The following is a 22,850-nucleotide window of genomic DNA, read 5'->3' as shown; positions in this document are numbered from 1 at the left end:
GTGTACAATGGTGAAAATTCATCTACTTTTAAAGAAAGAAGAGATAGATGAAGAAAAAATGAAAAATCACGTAGCCGTTGTTTTTGACGTACTTCTGGCTACGTCAACGATTACAGCAGGACTTCATTTCGGCGCTAAAGAAGTGATACCCGTCCATCAAAGAGAAGAAGCATTGACAGTGGCTAAGGGAAGAGAAGAAGACAGTTTTTTACTGGTGGGGGAATATAAGGGGAAAACGATTGATGGATTTCACCACCCGAAACCTTTGCCGTTAAAAGACGAAGTCAGGGGAAAAAGCATTATTCTTTCCACAACAAATGGTACCGTCGCTGTCCGCAAGGCATCTACTGCGAATCAAGTCTATATATGTTCTCTCTTAAATGGTCAGGCTGTCGGAGAACGACTTCTTGAAAAGCATCGCGATGAAACAATCATTCTTATCTGTTCGGGTTCGGATGGTTCTTTTTGTATAGAGGATTTTTATGGAGCAGGTTATTTATTGGATTGCTTGTTAAAGGATGAACAACAGGTTTGGAAAATGACAGATGCTGCTCAGGCGGCTTTGCTCTTTTATCAAGCGAATCAACATCGAAGTGAAGAAATTTTACAGAAATCCACGGTAGGGCAAAGGATTCTAGGACGTGGATTGGAAAACGATTTGAGTTTTGTCGCGCAATGCGGGGTGTTACCGATTATCCCCTCTTTTGATGGAAGAAGTATTCAAGTTTCATAAAGAAGATAAGAACCCTCTGAAAGTAGACATTTAGATAAAATCAATAGGGATTTGTCTGAAATGCTTTTAGGGGGTATTTTGTTGATGGCAAAAAAACAATTTTTTTAATGAGGTGAAGGAAATGAAGGATGAGATTGTAATTGTATCGGCCGTTAGGACGGCCATTGGAAAATTTGGAGGCACGTTGAAAGATGTTGATTCAGGTACGTTAGGAGCAACAGTTATTCACGAATCGATTCAGCGTGCGGGCATTTCACCAGAGCACGTTAGTGAGGTCATTATGGGTGAAGTACGGCCATCGACGCAATCCTCTAATATGGCTCGAGTAGCTTCATTACGCGCAGGTGTACCTGAGTCCACTTCGGCATTCACGGTAAATCGTCTATGTGCATCCGGCATGCAGGCGGTCGGTTCGGCTGTTCAGCAGATTGCATTCGGACAGGCAGAGGTTGTGGTAGCTGGTGGTGCTGAAAGCCTAAGTTTATCTCCTATTTATCTTAGAAATTCTCGATTTGGCGAAGGGAATCCTACAATCGTAGATTCGAACTTGGAGAATGGGCAACAACCGATGGAAATCTATGGATCTAATCTTAGTATGGGTATGACGGCAGAAAACGTTGCGGAACGGTTTTGTATTTCTCGTGAGGATCAGGATGCTTTCGCCTTAGAGAGCCAGAAGCGAGCTGCTGCAGCTATTAAGAATGGCAAGTTTAAAGATGAAATTGTACCTATGGAGGTTCGACAGAAGAAAAACACCATCCTATTTGAAACGGATGAATTTCCTCGTCAAACTTCATTGGAAAAGTTGACCGCCCTGAAACCAGCTTTTAAGAAAGACGGATCTGTGACTGCTGGAAATGCGTGTGGAAGAAACGACGGTGCTGCGGCAATGGTCATCATGTCTAGAGCAAAGGCAGAAGAGTTGGGGGTGAAGCCGATGGCCAAAATTGTAGATTGGGCTACATCTGGCATATCTCCTGAGTTGATGGGAATCGGTCCGATTTTGGCTGTGAAGAAGCTGTTGAGAAGAACAGGAACTAGATTGTCCGATTACGGCCTTGTGGAATTGAATGAAGCCTTCGCTGCCCAAGCTCTTGCTGTCATTCGAGAACTAGACCTGCATACCGATAAGTTGAATGTCAACGGGGGAGCTATAGCTCTTGGACATCCACTTGGAGCCACTGGAGCAAGAATTATGACGACATTGCTTTATGAAATGAAACGTCGTAATGAACAACTAGGTTTAGCTACTCTATGTGTTGGTGGAGGGCAAGGTATGGCGATGTCCATTGAATTATTGTAAATAGGGAAATAGAAAGCTTCCCGTAAACATGTCCTTTCTAAGGTATAGTATAGTTATGTTGTTTCATCCAATTAATAAACTGTCATAGAAACATAATTTGGTTTCATCACTAACGGTTTAAATAAAATCCAATATAACTCAGACTTATATTGATATTATAAATTCGTATTTTACATTGAAATTCTTTATATGTTTAAATAATTACAAATATAATATTCTAACTATTTTGAATATTAGAGTGAGAAGGAGGGAGGATGCTTATATGGCACTTATTCAAGTAAAAGCCGAAATATCGGGATCTGTATGGAAAATCGAAACAGAAGCAGGTCAGCAAGTAATGGAAGAGGATGTTTTATTAATTATGGAATCAATGAAGATGGAGATTCCAATTATGGCTCCTGCTGCAGGTGTTGTGAAGGAAATCAAGGTGCAGGAAGGAGATAGCCTAGCAGAAGGTGATCTGGCAGTTGTTCTAGAGGAGTAAATCACTTTTTAAGGAGAGGTAGAATGAAAATGTCTCAGGAACATCCAAAAGAAGATAAAGACAGACAATCAGTTCTACAGCTAAATAAACCACAAGGTCCTTTGACAGGGTATCGTGTGCTGGAGCTAGGTTCAACTATTGCTGGCCCGTTCTGCGCACGCTTACTAGCTGACTTTGGAGCAGAGGTCATTAAAGTTGAATCGCCATCTGGTGATCCAGTCCGAAATATGGGACGGCACGCCGATGACGTTTCGCTCTATGCAGCTACTATTCTTCGCAACAAACGACTTATGTCCGTTGATATGAAGACCAGTGCTGGACAGAATATTGTACGCGAACTGATGACTAAAATCGATATTGTGATTGAAAACTTTCGTCCCGGTACATTGGAGAGGTTGGGACTTGATTATGAAGACATCAAGAGAGATAACCCAGGGCTTATTATGGTTCGTATCAGTGGGTATGGCCAGACTGGTCCCTATAGTCCTCGTCCCGGTTACGGTGTTACCAGCGAGGCAGTGGCTGGTGTAAGACATATGGTAGGGGAACCAAATCTTCCTCCAGCTCGTGTGGCACTTGCCGTTACTGACCAGCTGACAGGCGTGTATGCTGCTTTTGGTGCGATGCTGGCACTGGTTGAACGAGAAAAGACAGGAAAAGGACAGGTAATTGATGCTTCCTTGTTCGAAGCTGCATTCAGTCTGATGGAGCCGCACGTTCCAGCTTTTGAACAGCTTGGCATCGTTCCTAAAAGAGTGGGGGCAAAGTTACCGAATACGGCTCCAAATAGTCTTTATCTCACCAAGGATGGCGAGTATGTACTAATTGCCGCCAATAACGATGCCGTTTTCCGTCGCCTTACAAAGGCTATGGGACAACCGGAGCTTGCCAACGATTCTCGTTATAGCACACAAAAGGCACGCTCGGTGCGGGTTGATGAAATGGATGAAATTGTTTCAGCTTGGACAAAAGAGCATACAGGCAAAGAAGTTGAAGCCGTTTTACTGGAAGCTGCGGTACCAACCTCACGTGTGTACACCATGGCGGATATTTTTGATGACCCGCATTTCAGAGAGCGTGAACAGCTCATTGAAATGCCCCACGAAAAATTTGGCAAGCTGACCGTCATCGGTGTAGCGCCGAAGCTTTCTACTACACCTGGCGCTGTTTATCAGCTTGGCGGTGAAGTGGGACGAGATACACGCGATGTGCTAGCCGATTTACTTGGCTGGAGTGAAGTGCAAATTACGGACTTGGAATCCCAAAATGTGGTATATTCAGCAGATGTGGAAAATGTTGCAAATCTGACAAGGAAATAAGCTGCTGGATGACACAAAGGGAAACCTTCCAAAATGAAGGGAGATTAATAGATGGAAACGACTGAAAAAAAGAAAACGGAAGCAGCGACGGATTGGACGCCAGAACTGGAGGAGCTTCAGTTCCGACGCGAAGCAGCCGACGCATTAGGTGGCCCTGAAGCCATTGCCTACCAGCATAGTAAAGGGAAGCTGACTGCGCGTGAGAGAGTGGATCTTTTACTTGATGATGACAGTTTTCGTGAATTAGGAAAAATTGCAGGAAAAGGAAAATACAACAAAGACGGAGATTTAGAATCATTCACCCCGTCCAATTCTATTATGGGTACAGGACGAATCGATGGAAGGAAGCTTATTGTATCGAGTGATGATTTCACGATACGTGCTGGTTCTTCTGAGTCTGCTGTTCCTGAGAAATGGGTATATGCTGAGCGTATGGCACATGAGATTAAGATGCCACTTATCCGTTTGGTAGACACGGCCGGCGGAAGTGTTAAAGATTTAGAAAAAATACAAGGAACAAAGATTCCAGGTTATCCTATGTGGTCAAATATCTCTCTTTTGGGTACTGTTCCCGTTGTCGGTGTTGCGTTAGGTGCTTGTGCAGGTCTTGGTGCGGTCAAAGTAGGGCTATCGCATTTTTCGGTGATGGTGAAAGATATGAGCCAAGTTTTTGCTGCAGGTCCTCCAGTAGTGAAGCAAGGTCTTAACCAGGATGTAACGAAGGAAGAACTAGGAGGCTCATATGTTCACACTCGTTTGAGTGGCGTGGTCAACAATGAAGCTGTTGATGAAGCTGATGCCTTCCGTCAAGTGCGTCAATTTCTATCTTATATGCCGCGAAATGTTTGGGAAGTTCCTGAACGCAAAATGACGGATGATGACCCAGAGCGTGCCGATAAAGAATTGAACTCAATTATTCCAAAAAACCGACGGAAAATCTATAAACCTCGCAAAATACTGGAAACCGTATTCGATAAAGGGTCATTGTTTGAAATCTCAAGGTACTTTGGAGGTTCCACTATTACATGCTTGGCGCGATTGAATGGTTATACCGTAGGTGTGATGGCGAATGATCCAATTGTTATGGGAGGAGCATTAACTTTGCAGTCGGCGCGGAAAATGGAACGTTTTGTTGACTTATGCGATACCTTCCATATCCCGATTATTAATTTTGTCGATCAGCCAGGAGTAATGACGGGGTTAGAAGCTGAAAGCAATGGTACTATGGCTGCAGCTATTCGAGCGATAGCAGCGATAGAACAAGCTCAAGCTCCGTGGTGTTCGATTATTGTCCGTCGTGCTTTCGGTGTTGGTGGTGGTGCGCATGGACCAAAACAAGGCCCAGAAGGTCGCTCACTCAACCATCGCTTTGCTTGGCCATCGGCACGCTGGGGGTCAGTTCCAATTGAAGGCGGCGTTGCAGCAGCGTATAAAAGGGAAATTGCAGCTGCCGAGGATCCAATTGCACGTCGTGAAGAGCTTGAAAGCTACTACCATAAGCTTGCTTCTCCATTCCGTACAGCTGAAAAGTTCGGAATTGTAGATATCATTGAGCCGAGCGAAACACGTGCTATCCTATGCGACTGGGTGGAAGATGCTTATGAGCTAACGAAAGGCCAGATTGGATTAAGTCACCGAACTATGCGTTAATCGGGTGAAATACGGTGCCTTTTAATAATAACAGCAATGATTATCAACAAATTTTTACCCACTTAATTTAAAACGCTTTCAAAAAAAGGTTGTTATCCATCTATTTGTTAGATTCATTTTCTTTTCTCCTAAGAGAATCAGCATGTGAGTTACACTGCACATCCCAAGGAAGATATGCCGTTTTAGTTAAACTGAATGGACATTCGCCAAAACCCCCAACTTTTAAGGAATAGACAGCTTCGTAGGTGTGATGTAACATACAGGAAACTGACTGATAGTAAAATTTGTAAATTCAGGAGGAAACCATTATGAAGTTTATTGCCTTTCATTTCATGCCGTATCGCTCATTACCTTCAGACTTTGAAGAGAAGTATCCGAGCGTATGGGTAACACCTCCCAAAACACTCTTTAATCCGGAGTTGGGACACCGCATGTATCATGATTATTTAGATGAATTAGAGTATGCGGTTGATTTGGGCTTTGATGGCATCGGTGTTAATGAACACCACAGCAATGCCTATGGCATGATGCCATCCCCAAATTTGATGGCGTCTATTTTATCTCGAAAAGTAAGAAATAGCGACAAAACAAGCCTACTCATACTTGGTAACAGCTTGGCTTCATACAATCCTCCTACACGAGTAGCCGAAGAAATGGCCATGATAGATGTTTTGTCAGGTGGAAAGCTAATCTCTGGATTCCCGGTAGGTACCTCTATGGATCAAAATTACGCGTATGGAATTAATCCGGCAGAATTGCGAGAAAGATACTACGAAGCGCATGACTTGATTATGAAGGCGTGGAAGAGTGACGAGGTCTTCATGTTTAATGGAAAGTACAATCAATTGCGTTACGTTAATCCATGGCCAAGACCAGCGCAAGCTCCGCACCCACCTGTTTGGGTTCCTGGCGGCGGCAGTGTGGAAACGTATGATTTCTGTATCGAAAACCAATATTCATTCTCTTTCCTTAGTTACTTCGGACATAAATATGCCAATAAGGTGTTAGGACCGTTCTGGGAGCGTAACGATGAGTTAGGTGGGGACAGAAATCCGTATAAAACAGGAATTTGCCAATTCATTTTTGTTTCTGAGACTGACGAGCGAGCTCAACTTGAATATGAGGAACATATCCGTTACTTCTTCAATAAATGTATGCACACTGATCGTCGATTTGCTGAAGCTCCTGGTTACCGCACAGTCAAAAGTTTACGAGCAGGGCTTCGTTCCCAGTTTGACGGATCGAAGAAAAGACCGGGCGATATGCTGAAAGACGGTTCGATGACTTGGCAGGATTTAATTGATGAAGGTTTTATCATAGCAGGATCACCGGCTACAGTTCGCGATCGCTTGAAGGAAGTTTTAAAGACTGTTCGTGTTGGAAACGTTGTCAGCTTGATGCACGCAGGTTCTATGCCTCATTGGCTAACACGGAAAAATATGCAGCTGTTTGCTGAAGAAGTAATGCCACATTTACAAGATATTCACAGTGAATGGGATCCATCACATTATTGGCCAAAAGGGTTTAGGAAAGAAGAAGTACAAGAACCGATTACACAGCCGTAGTGGACATTTTAATGGATGAGGAGGGTGAAAACATGGCACAGCCGATTAGCAAAATTGTTAAAGTAAATGAAAATGTTTCTTTTGAAGTGGAAATTGCAGGGCAGGGAGAACCTGTTGTGTTTTTGCATAATATTGAAGGGTTAAAGTGGAATCAGTTTCTAGATGAACTGTCCAATCATTATCAAGTGTACGCCCCTCACTTACCTGGAACAGGGGCATCGACAGGGCTTGAGACAATCCGGGATTTATGGGATTTGATTCTTTGCTATTACGATTTATTTGATGAACTTGGACTTGAATCGGCCCATGTCATTGGTCATTCGTTGGGCGGTATGATTGCGGCAGAACTAGCAGCGACCGATCAAAGTCGAGTGAAGCAATTAGTGGCTATCGCTCCGACAGGATTGTTTATGGAAGAACATCCAATTCCAGATATGTTTGCGATGCTGCCAGAGGAACTTATTAGACTTGTCGTATTGAATCAAGATTCACCAGCCGCACAAATGATGCGTTATGTTCCAGAAGACATCGATGAGAGAACAGAGCTGATGATTCAGCGAATCTCAAATCAAGTAGCAGCAGCCAAGTTTTTATGGCCTATCCCTGATAAAGGGTTAAAGTCACGAATCCACCGTATTAAGGCACAAACGCTATTGATTTGGGGCAAACAAGACGGATTAATCCCAGTCGTATATGGGGAAGAATTCCGTAGCCGTATTGCCAACTCTGAGTTGAAAGTTATTGAAAACGCTTCACATCTAGTTGATGTTGAACAGACTGAGGAAGTTATCACATTCATTCGAGACTTCCTGAAAACGAGCAGCGTCGTACATCGATAAGCTTTAACTCTCGCAATCTATTAAAATATGAACGGGAAAACAACAAGGTAAAAGCGTGTTCCGTGAGTCAACCATGGTGGGCACAGTTAGATTAGTTATTACTAATTACCTAGTTTTCCTATCGTTTATTTTATAATAACACCGACCCAGGGAAGTGAGTGGAGGGCAACAACAAAGGATTGCCCTTACTCGAAGCCTGGTGCGAAAACCTCAACTGTTATTACTCGATGAGCCCCTTAGTAATGTAGACTACGAAATTGCGAATTCAAATGCGTGACGAACGAAAAGAACTTTCAACGAACAAATGAAATTATTTTTTGTATATAACGCAAAATCACAAAGAAAGCCTTAGTATGTCCGGAACATGCAGAATAATCATTCTTTCATGACTGATTTCTGGACAATAGATCCTAACAAATGAATAGGGAAACTGCCAAAGGAATGAAAGCGCAACCATTGAGAAGCAACAGCGTGTTGTGAAGATAGATTCTAATTGTCGAGGAGTGAATTGTTTATGCGCTGGGGTATAGTTGCATTTTTGTTTATGGGTATGGTTATAAACTTTGCTGACAAAATGGTTGCGGGATATGCAGCAGTTCCAATTATGGAAGAGTTTAATCTAAGCTACGCACAATGGGGATTGGTAAGCAGTAGTTTTTTCTGGCTCTTTATGGTTTCAGGAATATTCGGATCAGCATTAGCTGACCGGATTGGAACTAAATTGTTGTTGACAATCATGTTAATTGCTTGGTCGTTCATTCAATCCGGCGCATTTCTTATTACAGGGTTATACACGTTAATTTTAATGAGAGTGGCGTTAGGTGCTTTCGAAGGTCCGTATTCTCCCACTTCGAACAATCATGTAAGCAAGTGGTTTCCGCCAGAACGTCTTAGTTTTGCTGTTTCTCTCGTCAATGCCGGCGGTGCAGTAGGAAGTTTAGTAATGGCTCCTTTGCTTGTTCTTGGTATTCAACAATTGGGTTGGAGACATACATTTGGCGTTTTAAGTGTAATTAGTATAGTTTGGGTTATCTTGTGGATATGGTTAGGGAAGGATAAGCCAGCTTCCGAGAAGGCTGAGAAGACGGAATTGCCAAAGTTAAAATGGTCAGAAACCTATCCTATCCTACTATCACGTCCTTTTGTCATGGTTTGTCTTGTTCTTTTTTCAACCTATTGGGTTTTGGTGTGGACACAATCCTTTTTACCGGCCTTTTTGGTGAAAGCAGTCCATTTAACGCCAACTGAGATGGGGTATTTTTCATCCGTCTTAGGTATTTCGTATTCTATATTAACGTTAGTAATTGCTTGGTATTCTGATCGTTTATTCCAGAAACACCGCAGCTTGCGCAAAGCGCGAGTTATGGTTGCCGGTATCGGTGCCGTTGTGTCAGGTATCCTGTTATACTCGATTACTTTTATTAACAATCCTATCTATATCCTTATCGCCATGATTTTTGCTAAAGCGATGATACATGCCGTGTTTATCCTGTGGGTGCCAATTGCGACGAGCTTGCTGCCTGAAAGAAAAGGGTTAATCCTCGGTGTGGGGACGGGTTGCGCCCAATTTGCAGGGATTGTTGGACCCATCGTGACTGGATTCATTGTGCAATTTGCCGGTACGAATGAAGCACTTGGATTTAACTATTCAATCCTATTTATGGGCTCGCTATTAGTCGTCTTCGGTTTGGTTTTCTCTTTATTCTGTAAGCCAGATACGCATATTAGAAAGACGATAACTCACAGTGAAGAATTGCCGACAGGCTAAACACAGGTATGTTATTTTTAATGATATCCCCTAGTTAAAAGGGAAGATTGCTCCGAATCGTGTATGAAAAAGTGAGGTGAGACCCGAATACGGCCATTAGATTTGGGCATCCAGGGTCTCCCTCATTTGGTTACTGCCAATAGCTCTAATTCACTTTATTGAGGGAGGAAAAATGTATGATGATTGAAAATAATGCTGCAACTACTGGTAAATGTCCGTTTCATGGTACGGGAAGTGAATTTAAACCTTTCGACCAAGACTATTGGGCAGATCCATTTCCTTATTGGGAAAATATTCGACAGAACGAACCTGTATTTTATCATCCTGAGCTAAACTACTGGGTTGTAACACGCTATGCTGACATTAAAAAGATTCTGGCTGATCCGGCGACGTTTTCATCGAAGATTCTCAAGGAAGCCCTTGTTTCGTTATCTCCAAAGGCTCTCCAAATCCTTAAGGATGGCGAGGTTAACCCGAAAAATACAGTCACCAATGATGACCCTGAACATAAAAAAATTCGTAGACCGATTAACTTTGCGTTTGTTCCAAAGCGTGTAAATGAAATGGAGTCGAAGGTGCGGGCTCTTGTTAATAAATACATTGATCGTTTTATTGACAAGGAAAAAGCCGATTTAGTAGCAGACATGTTCTTTGAATTTCCAGCAGAGGTTCTCTTCGAATTCCTAGGTTTTCCGAAAAAATATATCTCTGAGATTAAGCTACTTTCTGAGAAGCGTATGTATTTGAAATTCGGTGATCTCACAGAAGAAGAGCAACAAAAAGAAGCTCATGCGTCAGTGGATTTTTGGAGATTATCTAAAAACATGGTAAAAGAGGTCGCAGAAAGCGAGGTTACACCAGATAATTTCCTAGGAGATTTGCTTCGTTATCGAAATGATGATGAGAACATATTATCCTTGGAAGAAATTGCGGGAATCCTATACGGTCTTCTGTTCGCTGGCCATGAAACGACGACTAATCTAGCAGGCAACACTCTTCGTGCTTTGCTTACCGAAAGAGATGCCTGGGATAAGATTTGTGCTGATAAAAGCATCATCCCGAATGTGATAGAGGAAGTTATGCGCTATGATCCTCCTGTTTTCTACTGGAGACGACGTGCGCTTAAAGCAGTGAATATCGGTGGTGTAGAGATTCCTGAAGGTGGAAATATCATGCTAGTAATGGCATCATCAGGCCGTGATGAAGACATGTTTGAAGACCCAGAAAAGTTTGATATTCAACGAAAAAATTCGAAGAACCACTTAGGATTTGGCTTTGGAAAACATTTCTGTCTTGGTGCTCCACTTGCACGCCTTGAGGTTCGAGTGATACTCGAAGAATTTGCTAAACGTCTGCCAGATCTTCAGAAGGCTGAGGATGAAGTAAAACCTATCGTTGTGAATATGTTTGCACGTGGACCAAAAGAACTTTGGGTTAAATGGTAAGTGTAAGGCCATAGAAAATGACCCTAATTGACAAAAGGACATATATAATTTTCTGATTAATGAAAAAATATAATTTCTCCTATCAATCCAAAATAGGTAGACTGGATACGAGTTTATGAGAGAAGGTTACCAAGTATGAATATAAACGATAAGGTAATTGTCATTACAGGGGCAGCCAGTGGGATTGGTCGAGCGACAGCATGTAAATTTGCTTATGAAGGAGCGAGAGTAGTCGTTGCTGATCTTAATGAAGTTGGCGGAGTGGAAACAGTTCACTTGATAAAAAAAGCAGGTGGAGAAGCTGCGTATATCAAAACCGATGTAACAAACGTACAAGATGTAGAAAAAGCAGTTGATTTTGCGGTGGAGACATACGGAAGTATCGATATTATGTTTAACAACGCTGGAACAGGTGGAAGAGCACCACTGCTTGAGCATGATCCAGAGATGTATGATCGTGTCATAAAAGTAAATCAGTATGGTGTCTACTATGGCATTTTAGCAGCAGCCCGCAAAATGAAAGAACTTGGCATTCAAGGAGTTATTGTGAATAACGGTTCTACATTTGGTTTTCTTGCCTCTAATCAAGGAATTATTGGTTACCATACATCCAAGGCTGCTGTGAAAATGATGACCCAATGTGCTGCGATTGAGCTGGCATCATACGGCATTCGTGTTGTAGGGATAGCGCCAGGATTCGTCGATACACCTATTAGTAAACGTCCGAAAGATCGGGCTACTGGTAAGCATATGCGAAATGAGCTTATACACCCAGAGGCTATTGCAGATGCTGTTTATCTGCTTTGTCAGAATGGAGCAAATGTTATTAATGGAAGTACAGTTATGCTGGATGATGGTTACGCCGTATTTAAATAAGGAGGAATTGATATGGACTTTCAGGGTAAAGTAGTCGTCATTACAGGAGCTTGTGGAGGAATTGGGAAAGAAACGGCACGGCTGTTTGCCAAACAAGGGGCAAAACTAGCATTGATAGATTTAAATCAATCTGCCTTGGAGGCTGTTGCATCGGAACTAGAATTAGTAGATTACTTGGCAATTGGGGCTGATGTTACAGACGAAAATCAAGTGATGAACTATGTTAAGGCGACAAAAGCAAAGTACGGCAAGATTGATATATTCTTTAATAATGCTGGTACGGTAGGCAAGCTGGCAAGAATGACGGAAATGACTACTGAAGATTTTGATAAGGTTGTTAACGTAAATTTAAAGGGTGTTTTTTATGGTTTAAAACACGTGTTGAAGGTCATGCAAGAACAAAAATCAGGAAGCATCGTGAATACGTCGTCTGGTCTAGGAATGCATGGCGGTATTGGGCTAGGTGCGTACTCGGCTACGAAGCATGGAATCATCGGACTTACAAAAACAGCTGCCTTGGAATCAGCAGGTTTTGGGGTCCGAGTTAACGTTATTTGTCCATCTGCTGTCTATACACCGATGGTGAATGTAATTGAAGCATTTCGTTCGCCGGAAAGTACGGAGAAGGCAAGGGAGAACTCTGAACAGCGTATTCCCTTGAAACGGTATGCCACGCCTGAAGAAATTGCAGAGCTTGTTTTATTCTTGTCATCTGATAAAGCTTCTTTTATAACAGGTTCTGAATATAAGATTGATGGTGGATTGCGAGCGTAACTAATACTATACGATTTAAGGTGATGAGGTATGAATTTTATAAATGTAAACGGACATAAATTGCATTATCGTTTTGACGGTGCGGAGGATTTACCTGTCTTGGTTCTTTCCCATTCGTTAGGAACTGATCTTTCCATGTGGGATTTGCAGATGCCAGAATTCACAAAACATTTTCGGGTGTTGCGCTATGATATGCGGGGGCATGGTGCGTCGGAGGCAGCACCTGGGCCTTATACGATAGAGCAGTTGGCATTGGATGTAGTAGGCTTGTTAGATGGTTTGGAAATTGAGCGAGCACATTTTTGTGGCATTTCGATAGGTGGCATGATTGGGATATGGCTAGCTGGTCATGTTCCTGAGCGCCTGATGAAAGTTGCTCTTTGTAACACGGCGGCCTATAAAGGGTCTCCTGAAGCTTATGATTCGCGCATTGCAACCGTTCTCGATGGTGGGATGGACGCTGTTGTCGGTGGTAGTTTAAAGACCTGCTTTAGTGCATCTTTTCATGACAAGGCACCAAATGAATTAGAGAAGCTAAGAAGCATGGTATTGGCAACGTCACCAGAGGGTTACGCAGCTTGCTGTGCAGCCATTCGGGACATGGATCAAAGAGAAATTCTTTGCCGTATATCTGTTCCGTCATTGGTGATTGCGGGTAGTGAAGATGTATCCATGCCTCCGAGTGGTGTGCAAATTTTGGCTGAACAGATTCCCGGTTCTAGCTATCTAGAGTTGGTTGCTGCTCATTTGTCGAACATTGAGGCTGCCGAACCATTCACAGCCGAAATCGTAAAATTCATGCGATGATTTGATTTTTGAATCGGTAAGTTACATACAAGACTTGTCTTAACCATTTTACAAAATGAATCAATTAGGAGGGATACTATGTTTCAAAGTAAATATGTCATGGTGGGGGATATACGCACCCACTATTTAGAGGCTGGGCAAGGAGAACCATTAATGCTGCTGCATAGTGGAGAATATGGAGCAAGTGCGGAAAACAGTTGGGAGTACAATATCGAAGCATTGAGTAAACATTTCCATGTGTATGCTTTAGACATGGTTGGATTTGGACACACAGATAAATTGTTCAGTTTTGATGATGCACAAGGCCTTCGATTTAAACATATCCGAGAATTCATGCGAGTGATGTGCATACAAGAAGCCTCCTTTATTGGAAATTCAGTGGGGGGAGGTATGCTTTTAACGGCAGCTTCACAAGATGAACCAATTTTGCCAATCAAAAAGCTGATTACGATTAGTGGGGGAGGTCCTATCAACACTGACGTTTTCGAAGTTATGAATAACTATGATTGCAGTAAGGAATATATGGAAAGAATCTTAAATCTCCTTTTCTATGAAGATAAGTGGAAGTCTGGAGAGTATTTAGAGAAAAGATACGAGACAAGTTTGATTCCTGGCGTTTGGGAAGCTGCTACTGCAGCTCGCTTGAAATCGCCTGCTGCAAAGGAAAAGGCGCGTCATATTCCCGATTATGGGAAGATTAAGGTTCCTGTTCTTATTTGTGGAGGAGAAAACGATACATTAAAGCTTCCGGACTATGCACAGAAATTACAGAGTAGCATACCACACGCTAAAGTTCGCGTATTTAAAAATAGCTCTCACTGTGCTCATATTGAGCAAGCAGAGGAGTTTAATGAATTAGCTCTTGATTTCCTATTAAACTCCTAAAAGTAGATGTTTCCCTCATTATGGAGGCCGAAGAAAGATGACTTCAAAACGCAACCGAAGTCATCTTTTTTCTAGTTGGGTGATATCCATTAGAAATCTACAAAAATAGCTGATTTCAAAACTTTGATGAATTCTCTACTAGTTGTTGAGAGGTACTGATCTTTTAACTTAATCCAGCCAAATGTCGAGGGAGTTTCCTCTCCAGAGATACGCATGGGAATGATTTTACCAGTAAGTACATAGGGGTCGTTTTTTAGTTCCAAATCTGTGTAAAATCCAATTCCTAATCCTTCGGCGATAATTCGTTTGGAGACTTCTGTGTTGCCTGTTGTGAAAAGAATGTTGGGTTCACCGTACTTTTTTAGTAATTTTGTTATTTTATGATACATTTTAAAATCAGAGTTGGGAATAACGATTGGATAGTTTAGTATTTCTTCGGGGGAAATGGAATCGTTACGTGATAAAGGTGATTGTTGGCCTACACATGCAAAAGTATTAAAGTCGTGCAATTTTTCAAAGGTTAACTTCCCTAAATAATCCTCATTTTGCTCGTAGTTTCCATTGGAGATAATCCCCATATCGATTTTCCCATTTAGTACATCGTTCTCAATCTGTAAGGAACCTTGTACAGAAAGATCGATTTTGACTAAGGGAAACATGTTCTTAAACACGGCCAATGTTTTAGGTAAGACACTCATACATACGCTTGGAATAACAGAAATAGAAAGTGTTCCGGTTAATTGGTCGGATTCAACAGTAGAAACTTCTTTCAATTCATCAAATTTACCTAAAATCTCTTTTGCGATTTTGATAGCTTTTTTTCCATCTTCCGTCGGACGCGTACCGAACTTTTTGGAACGCTGAAATAATTTCGTATTCATTTCTTCTTCCAGACTATCAATAGCTTGACTGATGCCAGGCTGTGAAATGTGAAGCTGTTCTGCTGCTGCTGAAATAGATCCATTTTTCGCGATTTCGATTAAGTAGATTAGCTGTTCAATACGCATGTTATCCCACCTTATAAGTAGTAGTTATATTAATATTCAATATTACTATTTTACATTATTTCTCTTTATAAGTATAAATAAAGTTATAATATTCAAAATATTCAAATGATTATTCCCGTTCAACCAAACTTAAAAAGAGGTGTTGCTAAATGAATCTAGAAACACAACGGATCGATAAGGGGGAGCGCACGACGAGGAAGACACATCAATTTCATAAGGTAGTAGTGGCAAACAGAGGGGATGTGGCAAGACGTGTGATTCGCGCGCTCCGCATGCTTAACATCCGTTCTGTTGCCGTATACTCTGAAGCTGATGCGGGGGCGCCGTATCTTGCAGAAGCTGATGAGGCGTATCTAATTGGAGGAGCACAGGCTCAAGCTAGTTATCTGAACCAGGAAATTCTATTAAAAGTGATTAAAGACACAGGAGCAGATGGCGTTCATCCTGGTTATGGATTTTTGTCTGAGAACACGGAATTTGCTGCACGTGTAGAAAATGCCGGCGTTCGTTTCATCGGACCAGCATCCCGTTGGATTGACGCGATGTCCCACAAGAGTCAGGCACGTGAGTTGATGGCCAAATACGGTATGCCTATTGGGCTAGGTTCAGGCATTCTTAGTAATAATCCAGAAGAAATTATTGCTCAAGGACATCGTATTGGATTCCCAGTGTTGGTTAAACCAGCTGGCGGAGGCGGCGGAATTGGCATGCTTCCAGCACATAATCCTGAAGAATTGGTTAAAGTTGTGGAAAGAGCACGTTCCTTGGCATTTCGTTCGTTTTCAAATGATCAAGTTTACTTAGAAAAGTATATGGTTCAGCCACGTCATATCGAATTTCAAATTCTTGGCGACCAGCATGGAGGAGTACAGCACTTGTTTGAAAGAGATTGCTCCGTACAACGACGTCATCAGAAAATCATTGAGGAAGCACCTGCACCTGCTATCAATCGAAAAGAAATAGATGGGTTAGCGCAACAAATCACGAAAGTGCTGCAAGACATTGGCTATGACAATATTGGAACAGTAGAAATGCTTAGAGGAAGTGACGGTTCCTATAGTTTTCTAGAAATGAATACTCGTCTACAGGTTGAGCATGCCGTCACGGAAGAAATGACAGGAGTCGATCTTGTTAAAGCACAAATCCGTTCTGCTGCGGGTGAACGATTAAGTGATATTATTCCAAATCCAATCGAGCGCAATGGACATGCCATCGAAGTAAGGGTGTATGCGGAAGATCCGAAGCGATTCTTTCCATCTCCAGGTAAACTCGACATATTCCGTACACCTACTGGAAAAGGCATTCGTGTAGAAACAGGATACGCAGAAGGACTGACAGTAACGCCTTTCTACGATCCAATGATTGCTAAAGTGATTGCCCATGCGGAAAACCGAGAAAAAACAATTGGAATTTTAATAGATGCACTAAAGGGATTTGAGGTCTCTGGAATAAAAACAAATATTCCGTTTCTGCTCGATGCACTGGTCTCAGAACAGTTTAAGGCTGGCGATGTACACACGGGTCTTGTCTCCACAATATTGTCTAATTAAGGTACTGATGCTTATATAGTGAATTTGTTTTTTACGTTAAAACTTCATAAATGCTTATTTATAAAAAGGAGGTAATTAAATGCGTAGTTGGGTAGTAACTGAACTTGGAAATCCAAGTGATGCATTGCAAATTAAAGAGGTTCCTAGACCTAGTTTGGAGAAGGGGCAGGTATTGGTAGAAGTTAAGGCAATGTCATTAAACTTCTTCGATATACTGCTGTGTCAAGGAAAGTATCAAACAAAGCCACCATTACCGTTTACACCAGGTGCTGAGGTTTCCGGAATTGTAAAGGCAGTTGGTGAAGGAAGTGCATATGATGTTGGGCAACGAGTATTCGCAAGACCTCAAATGCCTGCTGGAGGTCTTTCTGAATGGGTAACTGTTTCAGAAGAATCCGTTTTTCCGATATCTGAATCGATGTCTTTTGAAGAGGCGGCAGCCATGTTTATCACGTATCAGACTTCTTATTATGCACTCCACAAACGAGCAAATATCAAACCTGGTGAAGTATTGCTAGTGCATGCAGGATCTGGCGGCGTAGGATCTGCAGCGATTCAACTAGGAAAGGCAGCAGGGGCACGTGTTATTGCAACTGCAGGCGGACCAGAGAAGAGACAAATTTGTAAGGATTTAGGCGCTGATGTGGTCATCGATTATCTTACAGAAGATTTCATCAAAATCGTCAAAGAAGAAACAGGAGGACGTGGAGCAGATGTGATTGTTGACCCAGTTGGTGGTGATACTTTTGATCGCTCCAAAAAGTGCATTGCATTTGACGGTCGAATACTAGTTATTGGTTTTGCTGGGGGACGCATTGCAGATGCACCGACTAACCATGTAATGGTTAAGAATTACTCTGTCGTTGGGGTACACTGGGGATTATTCCGAGACAAATTCCCTGAACAGGTTAGAGAGATTCATCAGAACCTACAAGCACTATATGAAAGTGGCGAAGTGCGTCCTCTCATTTACAAACTTGTGCCATTTGAAGAAGTGCCACAAGCTTTAGAGCTTCTAGGAAGCCGCAAAACTTGGGGTAAGCTCGTAGTTAAACCGTAAGTAAGGTAGATACCGCACGAACTTTTATACTTTAAAAGGAGCTATGTGCCAAAGGCCGCACACGGCTCCTTTTTTTAAAAAGATGAAAGTATATAATTTCGAACCTACATCGCTGTCTAGCTTCAGCGCCCAGCGACTAGTAGATTTCGCCCATCTCCCTACGATAAGTCAACATCGAATCGTCTACCGCCTCTTCGTGTTGTCTAGTTCCGAACGCCATCGGCTCGAGGTCATAAGTCAATCAGTCCAGAAGGTTAAAAGCGACCTTCTAGCCAGCTTGCCTTATGCTTGTCGCCGATAAACGGGCGTTCTCCACATTTCGGTTTTTCGTTTATCTCAGTCGAAGTGCTCCAATCTATACGTCGCAAAATGGGCGCTTGCGCTTTTCTTATTAAGAACAATCATAACTCATGCTTATATTGATATTGTAAATTTGTATTTTACATCGAAATTATTTATATGTTTATATAATATACAAATAGGAAAAAAATAACTTTTTAGAAGTATTGAGTCAATGGTAAAGGTAGCGCCTGTTGCGGTGTTGTTAAGAAATTCTCAAGGGAAAGATAGCGTTGAAGGAATAAATGGATATTCATTCAACCCCCAACTTTAAGGGAATAGGCAGCTTCGTAGTTGAGTTGTAACATACAAGAAACTAGCTGATCATTAAAACTAGTAAATTCAGGAGGAAATCATTATGAAGTTTAGTCCCTTTCGCTTCATGCCATATCGCGCATTACCTTCAGACTTTGATGAAGGGTTCCACGCCTCATTGTCGTACACGGAAAAATATATAGATGTTTGCCAAAGAATTGATGCTCTATCTAAAAGATATTCATAATAAATGTAATCCCTCACATTATTGGCTAATAGTTTTGCAGAAGAGAAGAAGTGAAAAAAGTGGTAATATAGCCAATCAACTTAAAATGAAAACGCTTTAAACTATTCAGTGTTGAACAAACTGAAGAAATCATCACCTCCTATAAAAAATGAAAATTATATTTAGCAAGCCTGTCATTATCGAATCCAGTGAAGAATTTAGTCCATCAAATACAATTTCAAAGTCTTATGAATAAAAAAAACGAAAGAGTCTAGAGTGAGTTTTAGAGGTTTTGAATCTCGGAAATTCTTCTAGAAGGAGCTCTTACTACTAATATATGAGGAGGAAACATATGAATTCGGTCCTTTGTACGGTTGAAGGAGTAGTGATAGAAGGCAAGCAACTTGGAAGAACGATTGGATTTCCGACTGCCAATCTATCTTTGATCTCTCCGATTCCCGAACTTAAACATGGCGTGTATGGCGTATCGGTTACTTTGTCGGCAAAGCAATATTACGGCATCATGAATATTGGCATAAGACCGACTTTTCATGATTATAACCAGATTAGTTATGAAGTTCACCTGTTTGATTTTAATCAAGACATTTATCATGAACGACTAACAGTCGATCTTCACTTCTTTGTAAGGAAAGAGATTTCTTTTTCGGGTAAGGATGAATTGATTCAGCAAATCTATCAGGATGTTGAACTTGTCCAAAACAGATTCGCTTTGTCGGGAATGAAGAAATCTCCTCCATCTGTTCTTTCTCAAGAATGGAAAGACATTCCCAATCAAGACGAAATCTCTCATTTGCCTGATTTTTCTTTCGTGCAGTTTTGTAAAGAAAAGTTTGGCGTCAATCGCGGAGTATATAACGTTATTGACTCTTGGTTTTATCATAATGGGAGTGTAGATATCTTGGAGCGACGGAATATAATCATTCATTTTCTCGATTATATGCATCATTCCAAGGAGATTAAATCAAATGGTCGAATGAAAATCGGAAAAAATGGATTGTCCACTATGTTTGATGAATTCTTGAATTATATACGTGTATAGAAGGTCTTGAGAGGAGTATGGTACCCATGATGTTAGCAAAATTACTTCACTTATCAAGGAGAATTAGAAAATTAAGATCAGAGATGATTTATGTTGCTTCACAAAAGGGTTTAAAGGATAAGGAAGTAGTAAGAATTAGCCAAGATTTAGATCGAGAAATCATTGTTTTACAAAGAATATTTTTAAATAAATGAAGTTGGTATTAGTGATGGAGGGAAGAAAAATTGTCCAATTATACGATTATCAATAAAGAAACATGCATTGCATGTGGAGCTTGTGGGGCATCAGCCCCTGATATTTTTGCTTATGATGAAGATGGTATTGCATTTGTCATCTTAGACGATAATGAAGGCACAGCAAGCATTCCCGATGAATACATAAAGGAAGTGCTAGAGGCGGTTGATGGGTGTCCAACTGAATCTATTAAGCTAGCCGAAGAATCCTTTGATGGTGACCCATGTAAATATGAATAAACATATGTATTGTCTATAACAATTAATACATACAAAGGAAGTGTTTATATGAAGATTTTAGGTATCAGTGGAACAATAGTAGGATCAAAAACAAAAATTGCGGTTGAAAAGGTATTAGAAGCGATTAAGGAACTTGATTCGAATATTGAAGTTGAATTAGTAGATCTTAAGGAATATGATGTCCAATTTTGTGATGGTCGTGACCCAAAAACGTATATGGGTGACACTAAGAAAGTCATTGATATCGTATCAAGTGCTGATTCTTATATTATTGGTACACCGATTTTTCATGGCACAATGCCAGGAACACTAAAGAATCTTTTCGATTTGCTTCCCGTTGAAGTGATGAATCATAAGGTGATCGGTTTTGTAGCAGTTGGAGGGAATCACCAACATTATCTCATGATTGAAAATCAGCTTAAACCAATTGCAGGTTATTTTAAATCCTTTGTAGCTCCTAATTATGTATTTGTTCATAATAATCACTTTCAAGATAATAAACTTGTAAACAACGATATATTGAAGGAAATAGCTCGTTTGTCGAAGGAAGTTGTTATGATGCAAAAGATGACTACAACGTAGATATATTATACAAATATCGGACATTGTTCTGGAGTAACGAAAAAAAGCCCAATTTCTCGATTTTATTATTGAGAAATTGGGCTTTTTAATATGGGGTTAAACGTTGTAAATCTGTTTTTTTATTGAACTTTAGCTAAATGACGTTCCATCTGACCTAAGTGACCTTCTATATGAAGAATAATCAAATGATTAATTAAGAAAGATAGAGGTTTGCCATCGAAATTGGGGTTGTAGCTTGGCGCTGTTTTTACTAAGTCTTCTTCTTGGACTTTTTGTAATGCTTGTTCTGTTAAAGGAATAAGCGCTTGAAGTTGAACAATAGCTTGTTCTTTTGAAATTGAAGTTACATAGTTTTCTTCAACAGCAGCTAAACGTCTAACATGTTCGTGATTACGTCCCCATTTTGCACCAGGAACGATTAATAGGGCATTTAAATCGGCTACCCAGAACTCTACTGCTTCAATCACGTGGGAAGCAATTTGCATGACTGACCATTCTTCTGCAGAAGGCTTTTTATATAATAGCGATTCATCAGTTGTTTCTATAATTTGAACCATTTGATTGATGACTGATTCGACTTTTGCTGTATCTTCTTTTAACTTTGTTAATGTCATAATACATGACTCCTCCTTATTTGTTTTAAGCTTTATGGCTATTGAAAATATGAGAGCTGGGGCTACATCACTGATTTTCAGCATAAAAGATGATCACTTTTGCTAAAAACAAAGGTTTTATAAATAGTGAACGAGATATCTTTATAATGGAAATTTAACGTTAATATAGTGGGTTTGTCAATAAAAATGCAAAATATTCTAATTTTTCTTAAATGTAGGTGGAGGTATTTTGTATACTTATTGGTATAGTCATAATGTTTTCATTATATATTAGAGTGCGGTTTCGTATGGGAAGGGGTAGTTATGATGTCTTATCCAATCTTAATGCTTTTGACTTTGTCTGCTATAGGGCATGCGATTTGGAATACGATTTCAAGGAGGATTGAGGAACGAGATCTTTTCTTCACGTTAATTGTTTTAACTTCGCTTATTCTTTATTTTCCGTTAGCGTGTTATTACATGTTCGTTTCGTCTTTTCCAAAGGAAGCAATAGGTTGGGCGTTAGGGAGTATGGTATGTGAAATAGGTTATTTTATTACGCTCGCCAAAGCGTATAAAGAAGCATCGTTGTTGTCGGTATATCCGGTATCTAGAGGGATGTCACCTGTCTTATCTGTTGTATTTAGTTTTATTATCACAAGGCAGTTAATTACTTTAACGGGTTTAATAGGTGTGTGTTGCATTGCATTAGGTATTTTGTTTATTAATTTAACGAAGTTTACGAAGGCAGATATGCGGTCTGTGTTTATGAATCAAGGAACGATGTGGGCTATTGCGACAGGGGCTTTTACAGCTGCCTATAGCGTGTTTGATTCAATGGGAGCAAGCCTGATGTTTCCGATTTTGTTTAAGTATGTGGTTTATATCGGGATATTTATAGGAAAGCTACTCATTGATCGTAAGCTAGTGCCTGGTATTACATATCAATCGTATGTCACTTTATTTAAACGTCATCCAGTGGCTACGCTTCTTGGTGGGTTTTTAGTGTTTGGTGTGAATGCTCTCGTTGTATATAGCATGCAGAGTACGGCTGTTGCGTATGTGTCAGCAGTTCGAGAAATGAGTATTATTTTTGTCACGGTAATCGGTGTGATTTGGTTAAAGGAAAAAGTAAATATTATCAAGATTTTATCGATATGTGTGATTGTGTTGGGGATTGTGTTGATTAAGGTTGGTTGAGTAATTAGCTAATGTGTAGCCCTCTTGATTGTATTACAATCAAGGGGGCTTTACTGT

General features: G+C 40.8%; 24 protein-coding genes. 22 read left to right on the top strand and 2 right to left on the bottom strand.

Annotated features, from left to right (window positions below; genetic code table 11):
• Window positions 1-7 precede the first annotated feature (7 nt).
• From TX86_RS19080 to TX86_RS19020, 14 genes are all read left to right on the top strand, one after another.
• Window positions 8-733: a 2-phosphosulfolactate phosphatase gene (locus TX86_RS19080; protein WP_042351358.1), complete on the top strand. Its 726-nt coding sequence runs from the start codon at window positions 8-10 to the stop codon at window positions 731-733.
• A 121-nt stretch (window positions 734-854) separates the two neighbouring features.
• Complete coding sequence (locus tag TX86_RS19075) at window positions 855-2,036, top strand: thiolase family protein (RefSeq protein ID WP_042351356.1); 1,182 nt, start codon at window positions 855-857, stop codon at window positions 2,034-2,036.
• Window positions 2,037-2,298: 262 nt separating this feature from the next.
• A complete protein-coding gene (locus TX86_RS19070; RefSeq protein WP_042351355.1) occupies window positions 2,299-2,520 on the top strand; it encodes a biotin/lipoyl-binding carrier protein in 222 nt (73 codons plus the stop codon).
• A gap of 23 nt (window positions 2,521-2,543) precedes the next feature.
• Window positions 2,544-3,839 carry a CaiB/BaiF CoA transferase family protein gene (locus tag TX86_RS19065; protein ID WP_230203686.1) on the top strand — a complete coding sequence of 432 codons (1,296 nt, stop codon included), beginning with the start codon at window positions 2,544-2,546 and terminating at the stop codon, window positions 3,837-3,839.
• A gap of 51 nt (window positions 3,840-3,890) precedes the next feature.
• Window positions 3,891-5,489: an acyl-CoA carboxylase subunit beta gene (locus TX86_RS19060; protein WP_042351354.1), complete on the top strand. Its 1,599-nt coding sequence runs from the start codon at window positions 3,891-3,893 to the stop codon at window positions 5,487-5,489.
• A 332-nt stretch (window positions 5,490-5,821) separates the two neighbouring features.
• Window positions 5,822-7,054 (top strand): LLM class flavin-dependent oxidoreductase, encoded by a 1,233-nt coding sequence (locus TX86_RS19055; RefSeq protein ID WP_230203684.1) that lies wholly within the window; start codon window positions 5,822-5,824, stop codon window positions 7,052-7,054.
• Window positions 7,055-7,086: 32 nt separating this feature from the next.
• A complete protein-coding gene (locus tag TX86_RS19050) occupies window positions 7,087-7,893 on the top strand; it encodes an alpha/beta fold hydrolase (protein WP_042351351.1) in 807 nt (268 codons plus the stop codon).
• A gap of 154 nt (window positions 7,894-8,047) precedes the next feature.
• The gene (locus TX86_RS27635; RefSeq protein WP_081707764.1) at window positions 8,048-8,170 is read left to right on the top strand and encodes an ATP-binding cassette domain-containing protein; all 123 of its coding nucleotides are present in this window, start codon (window positions 8,048-8,050) and stop codon (window positions 8,168-8,170) included.
• Between the two features lie 237 nt (window positions 8,171-8,407).
• Window positions 8,408-9,661, top strand: coding sequence for an MFS transporter (locus TX86_RS19045; protein ID WP_042351350.1), 1,254 nt, complete (start codon window positions 8,408-8,410; stop codon window positions 9,659-9,661).
• Between the two features lie 158 nt (window positions 9,662-9,819).
• Window positions 9,820-11,106, top strand: a complete 1,287-nt coding sequence (locus TX86_RS19040; RefSeq protein ID WP_154663175.1) for a cytochrome P450 — start codon at window positions 9,820-9,822, stop codon at window positions 11,104-11,106.
• Window positions 11,107-11,241: 135 nt separating this feature from the next.
• Window positions 11,242-11,982, top strand: a complete 741-nt coding sequence (locus tag TX86_RS19035; protein ID WP_042351349.1) for an SDR family NAD(P)-dependent oxidoreductase — start codon at window positions 11,242-11,244, stop codon at window positions 11,980-11,982.
• Between the two features lie 12 nt (window positions 11,983-11,994).
• Window positions 11,995-12,756 carry an SDR family NAD(P)-dependent oxidoreductase gene (locus tag TX86_RS19030; protein WP_042351348.1) on the top strand — a complete coding sequence of 254 codons (762 nt, stop codon included), beginning with the start codon at window positions 11,995-11,997 and terminating at the stop codon, window positions 12,754-12,756.
• A 30-nt stretch (window positions 12,757-12,786) separates the two neighbouring features.
• On the top strand, window positions 12,787-13,563 hold the full coding sequence (gene pcaD, locus TX86_RS19025) for a 3-oxoadipate enol-lactonase (protein WP_042351346.1): 777 nt from the start codon (window positions 12,787-12,789) through the stop codon (window positions 13,561-13,563).
• A 78-nt stretch (window positions 13,564-13,641) separates the two neighbouring features.
• Window positions 13,642-14,448 carry an alpha/beta fold hydrolase gene (locus tag TX86_RS19020; RefSeq protein WP_042351345.1) on the top strand — a complete coding sequence of 269 codons (807 nt, stop codon included), beginning with the start codon at window positions 13,642-13,644 and terminating at the stop codon, window positions 14,446-14,448.
• 89 nt (window positions 14,449-14,537) lie between these two features.
• Here the strand turns inward: TX86_RS19020 and TX86_RS19015 are convergent, their stop codons facing one another.
• Window positions 14,538-15,455: a LysR family transcriptional regulator gene (locus TX86_RS19015; protein WP_042351344.1), complete on the bottom strand. Its 918-nt coding sequence runs from the start codon at window positions 15,453-15,455 to the stop codon at window positions 14,538-14,540.
• 149 nt (window positions 15,456-15,604) lie between these two features.
• Between TX86_RS19015 and TX86_RS19010 the strand changes: the two genes are divergently transcribed.
• The 7 genes from TX86_RS19010 (at window position 15,605) to TX86_RS18990 (ending at window position 21,000) form a co-directional block, all read left to right on the top strand.
• Window positions 15,605-17,005, top strand: coding sequence for an acetyl-CoA carboxylase biotin carboxylase subunit (locus tag TX86_RS19010; protein WP_081707763.1), 1,401 nt, complete (start codon window positions 15,605-15,607; stop codon window positions 17,003-17,005).
• A gap of 79 nt (window positions 17,006-17,084) precedes the next feature.
• A complete protein-coding gene (locus TX86_RS19005; RefSeq protein ID WP_042351343.1) occupies window positions 17,085-18,065 on the top strand; it encodes an NADPH:quinone oxidoreductase family protein in 981 nt (326 codons plus the stop codon).
• A gap of 697 nt (window positions 18,066-18,762) precedes the next feature.
• A complete protein-coding gene (locus TX86_RS26805; RefSeq protein ID WP_154663174.1) occupies window positions 18,763-18,906 on the top strand; it encodes a hypothetical protein in 144 nt (47 codons plus the stop codon).
• Between the two features lie 331 nt (window positions 18,907-19,237).
• On the top strand, window positions 19,238-19,945 hold the full coding sequence (locus TX86_RS25905) for a riboflavin kinase (protein WP_052343752.1): 708 nt from the start codon (window positions 19,238-19,240) through the stop codon (window positions 19,943-19,945).
• Between the two features lie 26 nt (window positions 19,946-19,971).
• Entirely contained in the window at window positions 19,972-20,139 is a 168-nt protein-coding gene (locus TX86_RS26395) for an aspartyl-phosphate phosphatase Spo0E family protein (protein WP_230203683.1), read from the top strand.
• Between the two features lie 30 nt (window positions 20,140-20,169).
• Window positions 20,170-20,418, top strand: coding sequence for a ferredoxin (locus TX86_RS18995; protein ID WP_042351341.1), 249 nt, complete (start codon window positions 20,170-20,172; stop codon window positions 20,416-20,418).
• Window positions 20,419-20,466: 48 nt separating this feature from the next.
• Complete coding sequence (locus TX86_RS18990) at window positions 20,467-21,000, top strand: NADPH-dependent FMN reductase (protein ID WP_042351340.1); 534 nt, start codon at window positions 20,467-20,469, stop codon at window positions 20,998-21,000.
• 119 nt (window positions 21,001-21,119) lie between these two features.
• Here TX86_RS18990 and TX86_RS18985 read toward each other — a convergent pair whose 3' ends face one another.
• Window positions 21,120-21,614, bottom strand: a complete 495-nt coding sequence (locus TX86_RS18985) for a DinB family protein (RefSeq protein ID WP_042351339.1) — start codon at window positions 21,612-21,614, stop codon at window positions 21,120-21,122.
• 303 nt (window positions 21,615-21,917) lie between these two features.
• On the opposite strand from TX86_RS18985, the gene TX86_RS18980 reads away from it, so the two are divergent.
• Complete coding sequence (locus tag TX86_RS18980; protein ID WP_081707760.1) at window positions 21,918-22,793, top strand: EamA family transporter; 876 nt, start codon at window positions 21,918-21,920, stop codon at window positions 22,791-22,793.
• The last annotated feature ends 57 nt before the right edge of the window (window positions 22,794-22,850 follow it).

The organism is Bacillus massiliigorillae, assembly GCF_000380245.2.
GTDB classification, from domain to species: domain Bacteria; phylum Bacillota; class Bacilli; order Bacillales; family DSM-1321; genus Bacillus_AD; species Bacillus_AD massiliigorillae.
The sequence above is the reverse complement of the archived record's forward strand: the minus strand, read 5'-3'. Positions and strand labels throughout refer to the sequence as shown.